The sequence below is a fragment of the Rhodanobacter sp. B2A1Ga4 genome, assembly GCF_018101315.1.
Lineage (GTDB): Bacteria > Pseudomonadota > Gammaproteobacteria > Xanthomonadales > Rhodanobacteraceae > Rhodanobacter > Rhodanobacter thiooxydans_A.
In genome coordinates this window covers 671,670-685,816 of the sequence record NZ_JADBJR010000001.1, presented here as the reverse complement: position 1 = coordinate 685,816, position 14,147 = coordinate 671,670, and the positions used below count along the sequence as shown (strand labels likewise).

At 63.6% G+C, this 14,147-nt stretch carries 12 protein-coding genes; 6 read left to right on the top strand and 6 right to left on the bottom strand.

The window, feature by feature from the left end; translation table 11 throughout:
- Positions 1-65: 65 nt before the first annotated feature.
- Positions 66-314: a heavy-metal-associated domain-containing protein gene (locus tag IMW82_RS03080; protein ID WP_015447628.1), complete on the bottom strand. Its 249-nt coding sequence runs from the start codon at positions 312-314 to the stop codon at positions 66-68.
- A gap of 154 nt (positions 315-468) precedes the next feature.
- On the opposite strand from IMW82_RS03080, the gene IMW82_RS03075 reads away from it, so the two are divergent.
- From IMW82_RS03075 to IMW82_RS03055, 5 genes are all read left to right on the top strand, one after another.
- Positions 469-2,907, top strand: a complete 2,439-nt coding sequence (locus IMW82_RS03075; RefSeq protein WP_015447627.1) for a heavy metal translocating P-type ATPase — start codon at positions 469-471, stop codon at positions 2,905-2,907.
- Between the two features lie 12 nt (positions 2,908-2,919).
- A complete protein-coding gene (cueR, locus tag IMW82_RS03070; RefSeq protein ID WP_015447626.1) occupies positions 2,920-3,381 on the top strand; it encodes a Cu(I)-responsive transcriptional regulator in 462 nt (153 codons plus the stop codon).
- 133 nt (positions 3,382-3,514) lie between these two features.
- A complete protein-coding gene (locus IMW82_RS03065; RefSeq protein ID WP_236127009.1) occupies positions 3,515-5,473 on the top strand; it encodes an FTR1 family protein in 1,959 nt (652 codons plus the stop codon).
- A 12-nt stretch (positions 5,474-5,485) separates the two neighbouring features.
- A complete protein-coding gene (locus IMW82_RS03060) occupies positions 5,486-6,109 on the top strand; it encodes a cation transporter (protein WP_015447624.1) in 624 nt (207 codons plus the stop codon).
- A complete protein-coding gene (locus IMW82_RS03055; protein WP_015447623.1) occupies positions 6,106-6,693 on the top strand; it encodes a phosphatase PAP2 family protein in 588 nt (195 codons plus the stop codon). Before IMW82_RS03060 ends, IMW82_RS03055 begins: the two co-directional genes overlap by 4 nt.
- A 31-nt stretch (positions 6,694-6,724) precedes the next feature.
- Here IMW82_RS03055 and IMW82_RS03050 read toward each other — a convergent pair whose 3' ends face one another.
- The 5 genes from IMW82_RS03050 to IMW82_RS03030 form a co-directional block, all read right to left on the bottom strand.
- Positions 6,725-7,687, bottom strand: a complete 963-nt coding sequence (locus IMW82_RS03050) for a cation diffusion facilitator family transporter (protein WP_015447622.1) — start codon at positions 7,685-7,687, stop codon at positions 6,725-6,727.
- Positions 7,688-7,781: 94 nt separating this feature from the next.
- The gene (locus tag IMW82_RS03045) at positions 7,782-8,105 is read right to left on the bottom strand and encodes a P-II family nitrogen regulator (protein WP_015447621.1); all 324 of its coding nucleotides are present in this window, start codon (positions 8,103-8,105) and stop codon (positions 7,782-7,784) included.
- Complete coding sequence (locus tag IMW82_RS03040) at positions 8,102-11,236, bottom strand: CusA/CzcA family heavy metal efflux RND transporter (protein ID WP_015447620.1); 3,135 nt, start codon at positions 11,234-11,236, stop codon at positions 8,102-8,104. Before IMW82_RS03040 ends, IMW82_RS03045 begins: the two co-directional genes overlap by 4 nt.
- Positions 11,236-12,333 (bottom strand): efflux RND transporter periplasmic adaptor subunit, encoded by a 1,098-nt coding sequence (locus IMW82_RS03035; RefSeq protein ID WP_015447619.1) that lies wholly within the window; start codon positions 12,331-12,333, stop codon positions 11,236-11,238. Before IMW82_RS03035 ends, IMW82_RS03040 begins: the two co-directional genes overlap by 1 nt.
- A complete protein-coding gene (locus tag IMW82_RS03030) occupies positions 12,330-13,493 on the bottom strand; it encodes a TolC family protein (protein WP_041676707.1) in 1,164 nt (387 codons plus the stop codon). The genes IMW82_RS03035 and IMW82_RS03030 overlap by 4 nt, the downstream gene beginning before the upstream one ends.
- A gap of 73 nt (positions 13,494-13,566) precedes the next feature.
- On the opposite strand from IMW82_RS03030, the gene IMW82_RS03025 reads away from it, so the two are divergent.
- On the top strand, positions 13,567-14,067 hold the full coding sequence (locus IMW82_RS03025; protein ID WP_157769708.1) for a hypothetical protein: 501 nt from the start codon (positions 13,567-13,569) through the stop codon (positions 14,065-14,067).
- Positions 14,068-14,147 lie beyond the last annotated feature (80 nt).

Here is a 14,147-nt window from a genome sequence, read left to right as displayed (position 1 = left end):
TCAGGCAAAGGCTGCGGAGCCCGTCAGCTGATATCGCCCCATCCAACATCAGCTTGCTTCCATGGTCATGTGTGACAGTGCCCGCAGCACGATTCGGAGGTCGACGGAGCCTGACTGCTGATCTCAGACGTTGCGTGATAGCCCGCCGCTTCCATCGCCGCGACGGCGGCCGCCGAAGTAAAACGACCTTCTGTCTGAACCCTTCCGCTCAGCAGATCAACATCGACCTTGGCGTGGGCATCGAGGTCTTGCAAGGCGGCGGTGATGGCTCGGACACAGTGTCCGCAGGTCATGTTGTCGACTGAAAATTGCATGGTGATCTCTCCATCGTCAGGCAGGCTGCCAGTGGGGAAAAGAATGAGGCTTGCCATGGTGGGAAGGTCAAGCCTCAGCGCTTTCAGCCGGCATGCTTGACCTTCCCATGATGGGAGACATCATGATGGCGCTCCCTCTCGGGAGTTCCTCCTCATGAACACTCACGCCACACCACTTTCCTCTCCAGACACGCCATCCATTGTCCGCTTCGGTATTGTCGGAATGACGTGCGCCTCTTGCGTCGGGCGCGTCGAGCGGGCCCTGAAGGCGGTGGCCGGGACGATCGATGCGACGGTGAACCTCTCCACCGAGCAGGCGACGGTGCGGACATCCACGCCGCAGGCGTTGCCGGCCCTCCACGCTGCCGTGGCAGCCGCCGGTTACGAGGCTGCCATCGACTCGGTGGCGCTGCGGATTGAAGGCATGACCTGCGCGTCCTGTGTGGGACGCGTCGAACGCGCCCTGCGTGCAGTGCCGGGGGTCATCGCGAGCAGCGTCAACCTGGCCACCGAACGGGCTGCCGTCATGATCAACGCGGGGACCGATGCCGCCTTGTTGATCAAGGCGATCGTGGACGCCGGTTACCAGGCCAACATCGCGGATGCGGAGTCATCTTCCGTACCGACTCCGACGAAGTCCGCCGGTGCCGCCAAAGAGCGTCGTCACCTGATCTGGGCCACGATGCTATCGCTGCCATTGATGGCACCGATGCTGGCCATGCCATTAGGTATTCACCTGATGCTGCCCGGCTGGCTGGAGTGGCTGTTGGCCACGCCCGTGCAATTTTGGTTGGGTGCCCGGTTTTACCGGGCGGCGTACAAGGCAGTGCGGGCACGCACTGGCAACATGGACCTGCTGGTGGCCATGGGCACGTCGGCTGCCTACGGTCTTAGCGTCTTTCATTTGCTACGCGATGGTATCGGCGTCAATCACGCGCCGCTGTATTTCGAGGCCTCCGCCGTACTGATTACCCTGATCCTGCTGGGCAAATGGCTGGAGGCGCGAGCCAAGCGACAGACCACCGAAGCGATTCGCGCCCTGCAGTCCTTGCGCCCCGAGCAGGCGCGTCGGCGCGAAGGCGATCAGGAAATCTGGGTACCGTTGGAGATGATTCGCGTGGACGATGTGGTCGTCGTGCTTCCCGGTGAACGCATTCCGGTCGACGGTCTTGTGCTCGAAGGCATCTCACAAGTCGACGAGTCACTCATTACCGGGGAAAGCATGCCGGTGGCCAAACACACGGGCGATGCCGTCATTGGTGGTGCGATCAACGGTGAAGGCCGGCTCGTGCTGGCTACGGAGGCAGTCGGCGCCCAGAGCCGACTGGCGCGGATCATTCGTGCCGTGGAGGACGCCCAGGCCAAGAAGGCGCCGATCCAGCGCATCGTGGATCGTGTGAGCGCAGTCTTCGTACCTGTCGTCATCGTCTTGGCACTCATCACCCTGCTCGCATGGGGTGTGAGTACCGGCGATTGGAGTCGCGCGATCCTCAATGCGGTGGCCGTGCTGGTCATCGCCTGTCCCTGTGCCTTGGGTCTGGCCACGCCCACCGCGATCATGACCGGTACCGGGGTGGCTGCTCGCGCAGGCATCCTGATCAAGGACGCCGAGGTGCTTGAGGTCGCGCGGTCGGTCACCGTGGTCGCCTTCGACAAGACCGGCACTCTGACCGAAGGTCGCCCGACGTTGGTGCAACGCCTCGCGATCCGTGGCGACGACAACGCGCTGTTGGACGATGCCGCCAGTCTGCAGGCCGGCAGCGAGCATCCGCTGTCAAAGGCCGTGCTGCAGGCAGCGACGGACGGTCAGCGCCGCATCGTGCCAGCGACGAAGGTGGCGGCCGTGGTCGGTCGTGGTGTGCGTGGTGACGTGGCAGGGCGCGAACTCGTTCTGGGTAGCGAACGCTGGATGGACGAGTTGGGTGTGGATCGCAGCGTGATGGAACGCATCGGCCTTGGGCTAGACGCCAGCGCGCAAACTACCGCGTGGCTGGCCGAGCGCAGTGCGACAGGCACCGTGGTGCGCGGCGTTCTCACCTTTCGCGATGCGCCGCGCACGACAGCGCGCGAGGCCGTCGACCAGCTGCATGCACTCGGCTTGCGCACGGTCATGATCTCCGGTGACCGCCGCGCCGCCGCCGAGGCCATCGCCACCGAACTGGGTATCGACACTGTGATTGCCGATACGCTGCCCGAACAGAAGGCGCAGGCTGTCACAGCGCTTACCGATGCCGGCGACCATGTCGCGATGGTCGGTGATGGCATCAACGATGCGCCGGCGCTTGCCGCAGCCGCCGTCGGCTTTGCGATGGGGTCCGGCACCGATGTGGCGATGGAAACCGCCGGGGTGACCCTGATGCGCAGCGACCCGCGCCTGATTGCTGATGCAATCGAGATTTCGAGGCGTACCACGCGCAAGATCCGTCAGAATCTATTCTGGGCCTTCATCTACAACGCAATCGGCATACCTTTGGCTGCCCTGGGCATGCTCAATCCGATGATCGCTGGGGCCGCGATGGCGCTGTCCAGCGTCAGTGTGGTGGGCAACACCTTGTTGCTGCGCCGCTGGCGTCCCCATACCCACGAGGAATGACTGGAGACACCGATGCCACGTCCTGCGCTACGCCCCGAAGCCGCCGATGCACGTGCTCTGGGACTGCACACCATTGGCGAAGCCGCGCTCGCCAGCGCGGTCACCGCCAAGATGATTCGTCACTACGAGTCGATCGGACTCATGCCGACCGCAGGTCGCACGTTCGCCGGCTATCGCCTGTACGCCGAGAGCGATCTGCATCGCCTGCGCTTCATCAAACGTGCGCGAACCTTGGGGTTCTCGATCAAGGAAATCGAGCAACTGCTAAGTCTGTGGGACGATCGACAACGGGCGAGCAGCGAGGTGAAGCAATTGGCGCTGCAACACGCCAGGGCACTGGAACAGAAGATCCGCGAAATGGAATCCATGCGCGCCACGCTCACGGATCTGGCCCGGCGCTGCCATGGCGATAATCATCCGGATTGTCCAATTCTGGAAGATTTGGCGGGGACGAGCCGGAAAGCAACGAATTAACCGTCAGGGTTGAGTTCGTTGCGACGCGAGGGGCACGTTTGGTAACGAGAACATTGTCTGGCGAGCAACTGCTGACGAACGATCGAAGGGCGAGTACCATGCATTAATGATAACGACTCTTATTCGCAGTGCCTTGCGCAAACTGTCCATAGCGGCGCTACTCCTGTGCGGTGTGACGACCTTTACGGTGATGGCTCAGGATGCCACTACGACCGTTCCACAAACGTGGCAGATGCTGGATTACCTGGCGACCGACTACGCTGGTGCGGTGAAGGATGGCGCGGTGATCAGCGCGTCCGAGTACGCCGAGATGCGGGAATTCACGGCGACGACTCGATCGCGCATCGACGCGTTGCCACCGACCGCGACCACGCCCGCACTCATGAAGCAGGCCGATACATTGGTGGCCTCGGTCGATGCCAAGGCGGCGCCAGCCCAAGTGGCGACGCAAGCGCACGCGCTGGCCGATGCGTTGCTGCAAGCGTATCCGGTGCCGACCGCTCCAGAACACGCCCCCGATCTGGCGCGTGGGGCGACGCTCTATCAGAACCGGTGCGCCGCCTGTCATGGAGCGACCGGCCATGGCGATGGTCCGGCCGGCCTGCAACTGTCGCCCCACCCGGTGAACTTCACCGACCAGACGCGGGCGGATCAGCGCAGCGCGTTGTCGTTGTACGAGGTGATCAGCCAAGGTGTGGAAGGCACGCCGATGGCGAGCTACGCGCAGCAGCTGTCGTCCGACGACCGCTGGGCACTGGCTTACTACGTGGGTTCGCTGGCTTACACCCAGGAATCCGCCACTGGCGCTGATACCTGGCAACACGACACCGCCGCCCGTGCACAGATCGCCGACTTGAAGGAATTGTCGCGTGTGCGCGTCGCGCAGCTGACACCTACCCTCGGTGCGGAGCGTGCCCGGGCGATCGTGGGCTATTTGCGGGCACACCCCGACGTCATTCATCAGCAGGCGTTGGCGGGCATCCCGTTGGCGCGCGCGCGACTGGCGGCGAGCCTGACGGCTTATCGTGCCGGAGCGAAGACGCAAGCCACCCAACTGGCACTGTCCGCCTACCTCGATGGCGTGGAGCCGGTCGAACCGCAACTCAACGCACGGGACGGCGCGCTGCGCGCTCAGCTTGAAACGGCGATGGGTGCCTATCGCACCGCACTGACGAGCAGCACCTCGGTGGCATCGGTGGCGAAACAGTCCGATGAGGTCGATGGCCTGCTGCTGCGTGCGCAAGAAGTCACTAGCGATGCTGCTGGCGATGCCGCCGCCACTTTCCTGGGGGCTTTCACCATCTTGGTACGAGAGGGTCTGGAAGCCCTGCTGGTCGTGGTCGCGTTACTCGCCTTCCTGCGCAAGGCTGCGCGACCCGAAGCACGGCGCTACGTGCATGCCGGCTGGAGCCTTGCGTTGGTCGCCGGCGGCGTTACCTGGGCCATTGCCAGCTATGCCATTTCCATCAGTGGCGCTGGCCGTGAGTTGACCGAGGGGCTGTCGTCGCTGTTTGCGGCGTTCGTGCTCCTTGGGGTCGGTCTGTGGATGCACCAGAAAAGTATCGGCGGTCGCTGGCAGGCGTATCTGAAGGAAAAGATGGCTGCCGCGCTCAACCGACGTTCCGCCTGGTTCTTGTTCGGGCTGGCCTTCATCTCGGTGTATCGCGAGGTGTTCGAGAGCATCCTGTTCTATGCCGCCCTTTGGAATGACGGCCAGGAAGTGTGGCTGCTCGGCGGTATCGCCGCCGGTGCGGCGGCGCTGGGGTTGATCGCCTGGGTGCTGTTGCGCACCAGTCATCGGCTGCCGATCGGTACGTTCTTCTCCGCCAGTTCCGTGCTGATCGCTGTGCTTGCTGTCGTACTGACCGGCAAGGGCGTCGCCGCCCTGCAGGAGGCCGGCTGGGTGGCGGTGAGCGTCGCCCCGGTGCCGCATATCGAACTGCTGGGCATCTATCCGACCTGGCAATCCTTGCTGGCCCAGTTGGCAATTCTGGTGCTACTGGCTGTCGGGTTCGTGTTCAACATCCGTCGTGGCCGCCAGCCCTTGCCGTCACCCCAGGGAGCCCAGGAAGTGGTTCCCGATGCAAAATGAAGGCGATAGGACATGAGTGAATGTGGTTGCCATGCTGAAGGCAGCAACGAAGCGGAGCGACGCATCCTGCGCTTCGCGCTGGTTCTCAACGCCACGATGTTTGTGGTCGGTGTGATCGCCGGTCTGATCGCGCAATCGATGGGGCTGGTCGCCGATTCGCTGGACATGCTCGCCGACGCGAGTGCGTACGGCATCGCGCTCGTCGCTTGGCAGCGCACCGCAAGCTTCAAGGCATCGGCCGCCACTCTGAGTGGCACGTTGCTGCTGATCCTGGGCGCGGGTGTCCTCGCCGGCGTAGTGTGGCGACTCGTCGCGGGCAGTCATCCCGAGGGTGGCTGGATGATGGGTATTGCCTTCATCGCCTTGATCGTGAATGCCACCGTGCTACGGTTGTTGGAGCGGTTCCGTCACGGCGAAGTGCATCTGCGCGCCACGTGGCTGTTCACGCGAGTCGACGTCATCGCCAACCTGGCGGTGATCGTCTCCGGTGTGCTGGTGCTGCTTCTACACAGTGCGGTCCCCGATCTGGTCATCGGTGCGGCCATCGCCTGCTATGTGCTGAAGGAGGCGTTCGGCATCCTGCGCGAAGCGAAGGAAGCACGGGCCGCTGCCCTTGCACCGATCGGCAAACCATGACATCGCCGATCTCGGGGTTCGGCACCTTGGCGTACGCCGTTGACCTGCGACTGTTCCACGCCATCCATCCGTCTACACCGCCATCGTCCGCGATGCTGCAGGTGGCGCGCGGCTTGGCCGATGGGCCATTGATCCTGACCGCCGCTTTTCTTGGGACGATGCTGATGGTTCCTCGGTGGTCGATGCGCTCTACCGCCCTGAAAGCATCGGTTGCCGCCGCAGCGACATTGCTCGCGAATCTGATCATTGGCTTGATTTGGGATCGCGCACGCCCCTTCGTGGCCGGTGCCGGTCAGGCGTGGGTATCTCATGCGGCGACCGGCAGTTTTCCCAGTGATCATCTGACCGCGCAGTGGGTCATCGCCGGCATGCTGTTGCTGGATCGACGTACCCGAGCCTGGAGCCTCGCGATTGCGCTGCTCGGCCTGCCCATGGCATGGGCACGCATCTACTTGGGAGTGCATTATCCCGGCGACATGCTCGGCGCTCTGGCGATGGGGGCTCTGGCTATGTGGATTGGCTGGGGGTGGCTTCGCCGCCCTGCGACGACGCCTGCCATCGTGTCCTCATCGTCACCGACGTGAGGTGCCGTTCATCGCCAGCACAGCGACGCCCTTAGTGCGCCCCGCCAGTTGAGGCAAAGCTGCAACCTGCGGCGCTGGCCGATTCGTCGGTGGCTCCATGATCGGTTTGCAATGTCGTGTGCGTGATCTTGAAACGATCGTGCAGCATCGCTTCGACCGCCCGGCGCACGTCGTGGCAGTCGATGTCGTGGTTCACATAGATGTGCCCCGACAGTGCCGGCATGCCCGAGGTCACTTCCCATACGTGCAGGTCGTCCAGTCGGGTCACGGCGGGCAAAGCACGGATCGCCTCGGCAATCGTGACTGGATCGAGGCCGCGCGGTGCTGCCTCCAGAAAGATACGTCCCGATTCGCGCACCAGCCCGATGCCGGCTTTCAGCATCAATCCGGCCACGACCAGCGCGGCGATCGAATCCACGCGATTCCAGCCGGTCCACCAAATGATGCCACCGGCAATCGCGGTAGCAATAAAGGCATACAGATCGGTGAGGATGTGCTGAAAGCTGCCTTCCACGTTGAGGCTCTGTCGGTTGGCCTTGCTCATCGCCCACACGGCGAGCAGGTTGACACCGATGCCGATCACCGCAATTACCGTGACCAGCAAGCCTTCCACCACCGGCGGATCGATCAGGCGACGAATCGCCTCGACGATGAACCACACCGACAGCAACAACAACGTCAGCCCGTTCGCCTGCGCACTCAGGATTTCCACGCGCTTGAGCCCGAACGTGTAGCTACCGCTGGCCGGTCGTTTGGCCAGGCGCATCGCCACCAGGGCGAGCCCGATCGAGCCGACGTCGGTAAGCATGTGGCCGGCGTCGGAAATCAAGGCCAGCGACTTGGCCAGCATGCCGACCACCACCTCGACCGCCATGAAACCGAGCAGCAACAGCAGCGCGATGGTCAGGTATTTCTTGTTCGCATCCGGTGCCACGCCGTGGCTGTGGTCGTGGTGATGATCGTGATCGTGTTTGTGTGGCTCTGACGTGCTCATCGAAGTCTCCCGTGCGGCGGTCACCTTACGCGACCGCTGCAGCGTTATGTAATGACACCCGGAAGGATGGGCGGGCGTAACCCGCCCATCGCCTTCAGTCCACGGCACCGTCGATGGGCCATGCCCGATCCACCGTGCTCTGATAGACCCAACCGGCCACGCTCTGACCGGTGCGTCCGTGCAGGCGAATCAGTTGTACCGCGCGATCAGCCTGATCGTCCTCGCAGAACACTTCGAGCTTGATCTGCCGGGTAACCCGTTCGCCCAGCTCCATTGAATAGATCTGTTCCTGGGCGCTGAGCGCGGTGAGCAGACCTTTGACGTCGCTGACGGACAGGTAACGAAATCCACCGTCCTCCAAGGCGTGGATGACGTCGACCACGCGACCGCGGTGGATGAATGCCTTCACTTCTTTCATGGGGTGTTTTCCTTGGCCAGGCGCCTTGCGGCGCGTTCTTCGATCCAGTCGTAGAGCACCGGCAGCAGTACCAGCGTCAGCAACGTCGAGGTGATCAGGCCGCCGACCACCACGGTAGCGAGCGGACGCTGGGTTTCCGCACCGACGCCGCTGGAGAGCAGCATCGGCACCAGGCCCAGGATCGCCACGCTGGCGGTCATCATCACCGGCCGCATGCGCAGCGCGGTGCCGCGGATCACCGCCTCCCGCACGGGCAAGCCTTTCTCACGTTGCTCGTTCAAAAAACTCACCAGCACGATGCCGTTCAACATCGCCACGCCGAACACCGCGATGAAGCCGATCGCCGAGGGCACCGACAGGTATTGCCCGGTGATCGCCAACCCGACGATGCCGCCAATAGTGGCGAACGGCACGTTGGCCAGGATCAGCGTGGCGTGCTTTACCGAGTTGAACGCGGTGTAGAGCAAGACGAAGATGAAGAAGATCGTCGCCGGCACGATCAGCGACAACCGCTTCAACGCCCGCTGCTGGTTCTCGAACGCGCCGCCCCACTCGCTGTAATAGCCAGTCGGCAGCCTCACCTGTTGCGCGATGGCCGCGTTGGCATCCTTGACGAAGCCGTCGATGTCACGACCGCGCACGTCCATCTGGATCACCGCATAGCGTTGCAACTGCTCGCGACGGATGAACGAATAGCCTTCCGCATCACTGACCTCGGCCACCTGCGACAGCTGCACCAGCGCACCGCTGGCGGTGCGGATCGGTATGCGCTGGATCGCCGGCAGGGACGCCTTGTCGGCATCGTCCAGCCGTACCGCGATGTCGAAGCGCTTCACGCCATCGAGCAGCGTCGTCACGGGTTCGCCGCCGATGCCGTTCTTCACCACGGTCAGCACGTCGTCGGCGTTGAGGCCGTAACGGGCCAGCGCATCGCGATCCACCTTGATGCGGATCTGCGGCTTGCCGATGTTCGCCTCCAGCGCGAGATCGGCCACGCCCGGCACGCCGGCCAGCACATTCTTGATGCGGCCGCTGAGACGATCGAGCTCGCCCAGATCATCGCCGTAAATCTTCAACGCCAACGTGGCCCGCACGCCGGAGATCAGTTCCTCGATGCGCATCTGGATCGGCTGGGTATAGCTCACCACGGCGGTGGGCAAGGCGGCCGACAACTCCTTCTGCATTGCCTCCTCGATGCTTTCCAGCGTCTCGCCCTTGCGCCATTGGTCCTTGGGCTTGAGCGGTGTGTAGACCTCCATGTAGTTCACGTCGGCGGTCTCGCCTTTTTCAGCGCGGCCAATCATCGCCAGGGTAGTGTCCACCTCCGGAAACTTCTGCTTGATCAGCGCCGACACCTGTCTGGAGATGTTGATCGATTCATCCAGCGAGGCCGACGGAATCGACGTGATGCGCCACATGATGGCACCCTCTTTCAGGTTGGGCATGAACTCCTTGCCCAGGAACGGGAACAACGCCAGGCTGCCGATCAAGGCACCGGCAGCGATGCCCAGCACCAGCTTGCGCCGCGCCAGCGCCCAGGCGAGCACCGTGGCGTAATGGCGTTTCAGGAACGCGACCAGCCAGGTGTCTTTCTCTTCCTTGGGCTTCAACACCAATGCGGCCAGCACCGGAATCAGCGTCAGCGCGAGGATCAGCGAGCCGGCCATCGCGAAGCTGATGTTGAACGCCATCGGCTTGAACATCTTGCCTTCCAGCCCCTGCAGGCTGAACAGCGGCAGGAACACCACGATGATGATCAGGATCGCGAACGCCATCGGGTTAGCCACCTCGCGGGCGGCTGCCAACACGGCAGCGGTACGATCCACCGGACCGCCGTGCGCCTTGCGTTCGGCCATGATGCGATAGGCGTTCTCCACCATCACCACCGCGCCATCCACCATCATGCCGATACCGATAGCCAGCCCCGCCAGCGACATCAAGTTGGCCGACAGCCCCACCTGGTTCATGCAGATGAAGGCGATCAGCATCGCCAACGGCAACGCCACAACCACCACCAACGCGCTGCGGAACTCGCCCAGGAACAGGAACAGCACCAGCGCCACCAGGATCGAACCTTCCACCAGCGCGCGCACGGCAGTACCCACCGCCGCGTTGACCAGTTCGGTACGCTCGTACACCGGTTTCACGACCACGCCCGGCGGCAAGGATTGCTTCACCGTATCGAGCTTGGCTTTGACCGCATCGACCACGCTCTTGGCGTTCTCACCAATACGCGCCAGCGCCATGCCCAGCACGACTTCCTTGCCGTCGCGCGTCACCGCCCCGGTGCGCGGTGCCCCGGCCTCGGTAATGGTGGCCACGTCCCGCACGTAGACCGGCGTGCCGTCTTCGGTCTTGAGCACGATGTTGCCCAGATCCTTGGCGTTCTGGATCAAGCCCAGTCCGCGCACGAGATACTGCTCGCGCCCCACGTCGACGAAGTTGCCGCCGACTTGCGCGTTGTTCGCCTGCAGCGCCTCAATCACGTTCTTGAAGCCGAGTTTGTGCGCGATCAATTTCATGGGATCGATGCGCACCTGGAACTGTTTTTCCTGCCCGCCCCATGAGCTGACGTCATCGACGCCCGGCGCGGTGCGCAGGATCAAACGGATGGTCCAGTCCTGCAGTGTGCGCAGATCCATGTCGTTCGGTGCCGTACCGGCTGTGGTGCCTCTCAGCGTGTCGTCGGCGCGTTCGACCGTGTACCAGAACACCTGGCCGAGACCGGAGGTGTTCGGTCCCATTTCCGGTTTGCCATAACCCGCCGGCAAACGATCGCCGACCTGTTGCAGCCGCTCGTTGACCAGCTGACGGGCGAAGTAGATGTCCATGCTGTCGTCGAAGTACACCGACACATACGACAAGCCGAACAGGCTCACCGAGCGGATCTGTTCCACCTTGGGCAAGCCGGCGAGTGCCGACTCCACCGGAGTGGTGAGCAATTGCTCCACATCCTCCGCTGCGAGTCCCGAGGCTTCGGTGTAGACGTTGACCTGTACCGGCGTCACGTCCGGGAAGGCATCGATGGGTAGCTGACGCACGGCCTGAAAGCCGAGAAAACCGATCACCACGAAGATGATCAGTACCAGCACCTTGTAGCGCAGAGAGAATTCAACCAGACGTTCCAGCATCATTCTTCTCCCAGCTGCGAGCGCAGCAAGCGGGCCTTTAAGGCGAACGCGCCCTTGCGCACGTAGGTGTCGCCGGATTTCAGGCCCTGCGTGATCACCGTCCAGCCATCACGCGTATCGCCAACCATGACTGATGCCGGCTCGAACGGGCCATTGCCTTTGGCGAGGAACACGGTCGGCTGGTTCTGCAGCAATACGATTGCTTCAGCCGGCACCGCGAGCTTCTGCACGGCGCTACCGGCGGCGATGCGCGCTTCGACCAGCTCACCCGGGTGCAACAGATCCTTGCGGTTGTCGACTTCGATGCGCACCGGCACCGTGCGGGTGCGCTCATCGGTCTGATGCGAGCGCTGGACGACCTTGCCGGGTATCTCGGTGTCATGCACGAGGATGCGGGCATCGGCATCGGGCTTGACCCGTTCGGCATCGGCCGGTGCCATCTGCGCGACGACCCAGACCGAATCTTCCTTGACCAGGGTGAACAAGGTGCGGCCGGGTTCCACCCGCTCACCGACCAAAAATTCATCGGTGGTGACGCGACCGGCGGCGGGCGCAAGCAGCTCGAAGCTGCCATCCGCACCGGCCGATCCCTTGCGCAGCAACCCACCGATCTGACCGTCGGACAAGCCGTAGGCGCGCAACTTGGCGCGTGCCTGGTCGCGTTGCACTTTCGCCTCGTTGTAGCGCCGGGCCGACACCGCCTGGGGCCCGAGCGACGCGATCCGTTGCCAGTCCTGTTCGGCTACGATCAACGCACCTTGCGTGGTGGCCACCTCGACGCTGGAGAGCACGACCAGCGCATCGCCGGCCTTCACGACGTCACCCAGCTTGGCTTTGCGGGCGAGCACCTGCGATTCCACGCGCGGCGACACCAGTACGGTGGAGTACGCGTCGGCTTTCACTTCACCAGGGGCTTTGAGTTCATCCGTCAGTGCACGGGGAGCAGCCTTGTCGAGGACAATACCGGCGTCCTTGATCGCCTTGGCGTCCAGTGCGAGCGGATTGGCGGGCGCCGGTTCCTGTGCCAGGACGGGGCCGGCCAGCGCAGCGAGCAGCGCCAATCCCAGCAGGCTGCGTTTCAAAAGAGAAATAGTCATCGGGTCATGTCCTGATTGTGGCCGTCCTGAGTACGGCCATCGAGCCAGTCGGTTAGACGGCCCGCAGCGGTGAGGTAGTCGAACCAGGTCTGCCAGGTTTGGCTTTCCAGTTCCTGGCCGGACAACGCGGTATCCAGGCTTTGCTTGAGTTGCACGAGGTAATCGGAGGTGCTGATTTCACCAGCACGCCAGAGCTTTTCCAGTAGCGTGGTGCGATCCTCGAACGCCGCGGCACGGCCGCTGCGGAACGCTTCAGTCGCACCGCGCAGAGCGGCGTAACGGGCTTGCGCTTCCTGTAATCCCGCGCGCAATACAAACTGGCGCGAACGCACGCCGGCCGCGGCTGCGTCGGCTTCCGCCCGGGCGGCATCCACTTCGGCGCGTCCGGTGTTGAGCACCGGCAACGGAATGGACACACTCACGCCGATCACCTGATCGGTGCGTGGCCCACTGCGCACCTGGCCACCGGTCAGGCTGAGTGTCGGATCGGGAATGCGCGCGCGACGTGCGACCTGCACGCCCGCCTCGGCGCTTGCTTGCTGAGCGCGGGCCTGACGCAGTTCAGGCAACTCGTCGACGGGCAATGGCATCACACTGTCCGTCGCTGGTGACAGCCCGTTGGGCAGTGGTGGCAGGGCCATGGGTTGATCGCCACTGATGGCCAGCAATGCCGCACGGGCTGCCGCTTCGTTACCGGCGAGCGTGGCTTGTTGCACCTGCGCCTCGCCGAGTGCCAGACCGGCCAGATCGCGTTCGGGGCTGCTGATGTCACCGACCTTGAGTCGCTGGGCGGCCAAATCGTCGAAGCGCTGCATCAACGCGAGACGACGGCGACCCAGTTCACTTTGTCGAGCCGCGAGCACCGCTGTCGACCACGCCGTCAACCAGCGGGCGGCGACGTCACGACGCCGCACGTTGTAGCTCGCCTCGGCGGCGAGCAGGTCGGCCTCACCCTGGCTGGTGCGAGCGCGACGCTTGCCGGACAGATCCAGTGGCAGACTGATGCCGGCCGTGCGCCGATTGACATCGGCGTTCTCCGCATCGAGCGACAGCGAGGGGTTGTACAGCGGTTGCGCGGCGGCACGCGCACGGGCCCGGGCGGCGTCGAGATCCGCACGAGCCGCCTGCACCTCGGGGCTGGCTTGCCAAATGCGGCGCATCGCCTCTTGCAGCGAGGACGATGCCAACGATGGCGCGGGGGCCACTACCGGTGGGGAAGGATGGGTTACGGGGGTGGCACTGAGTATTGCCGCGTACAGCAGACACACGGCGCCAAAGGGCACCGAACGTAAAACAGACATGAAGCTATCTCCTCAAAACGATCACGAAGCGAGGAACCGCACAGGCGGTTTCATCGCAGAACGGGATTGTTCTCAGGCGATGGGAGGGCGCAGCAGCGAGCCGGTCATGGCCGGCGTGAATCCCGAATGGATGGTGAGCGGCGCGAAGCGCGGCTCCATTCTGGCGATGGACATCGGCGCAGTGGCCGGCAACGTCACCGAGTGCGCACAGGCACAATGGCAACCGGCACCTTCACCCAGAAGACAGGTGTTCACATCGTCAGCCGATACCGTGCTGACGGCGGTATCCGCCAATAAGGTGGCCGGAGCAGCAGCAGTCGCCAAAACGAATTGCGCCCGCGGTCCATCGGCAACGCAGATTGATCCGCTGACCAGCTTGATCAGCAATACAGCCACAGCCAACACCCATAGGCCGCGATGGCGGCGCAGGTGACTCAGCAGTGATGATCGGGCGCATGGCATCTAGCCATGTTACCCAGCCTCGTAGGTGTTAGACAATTTCATTTGCTCTCC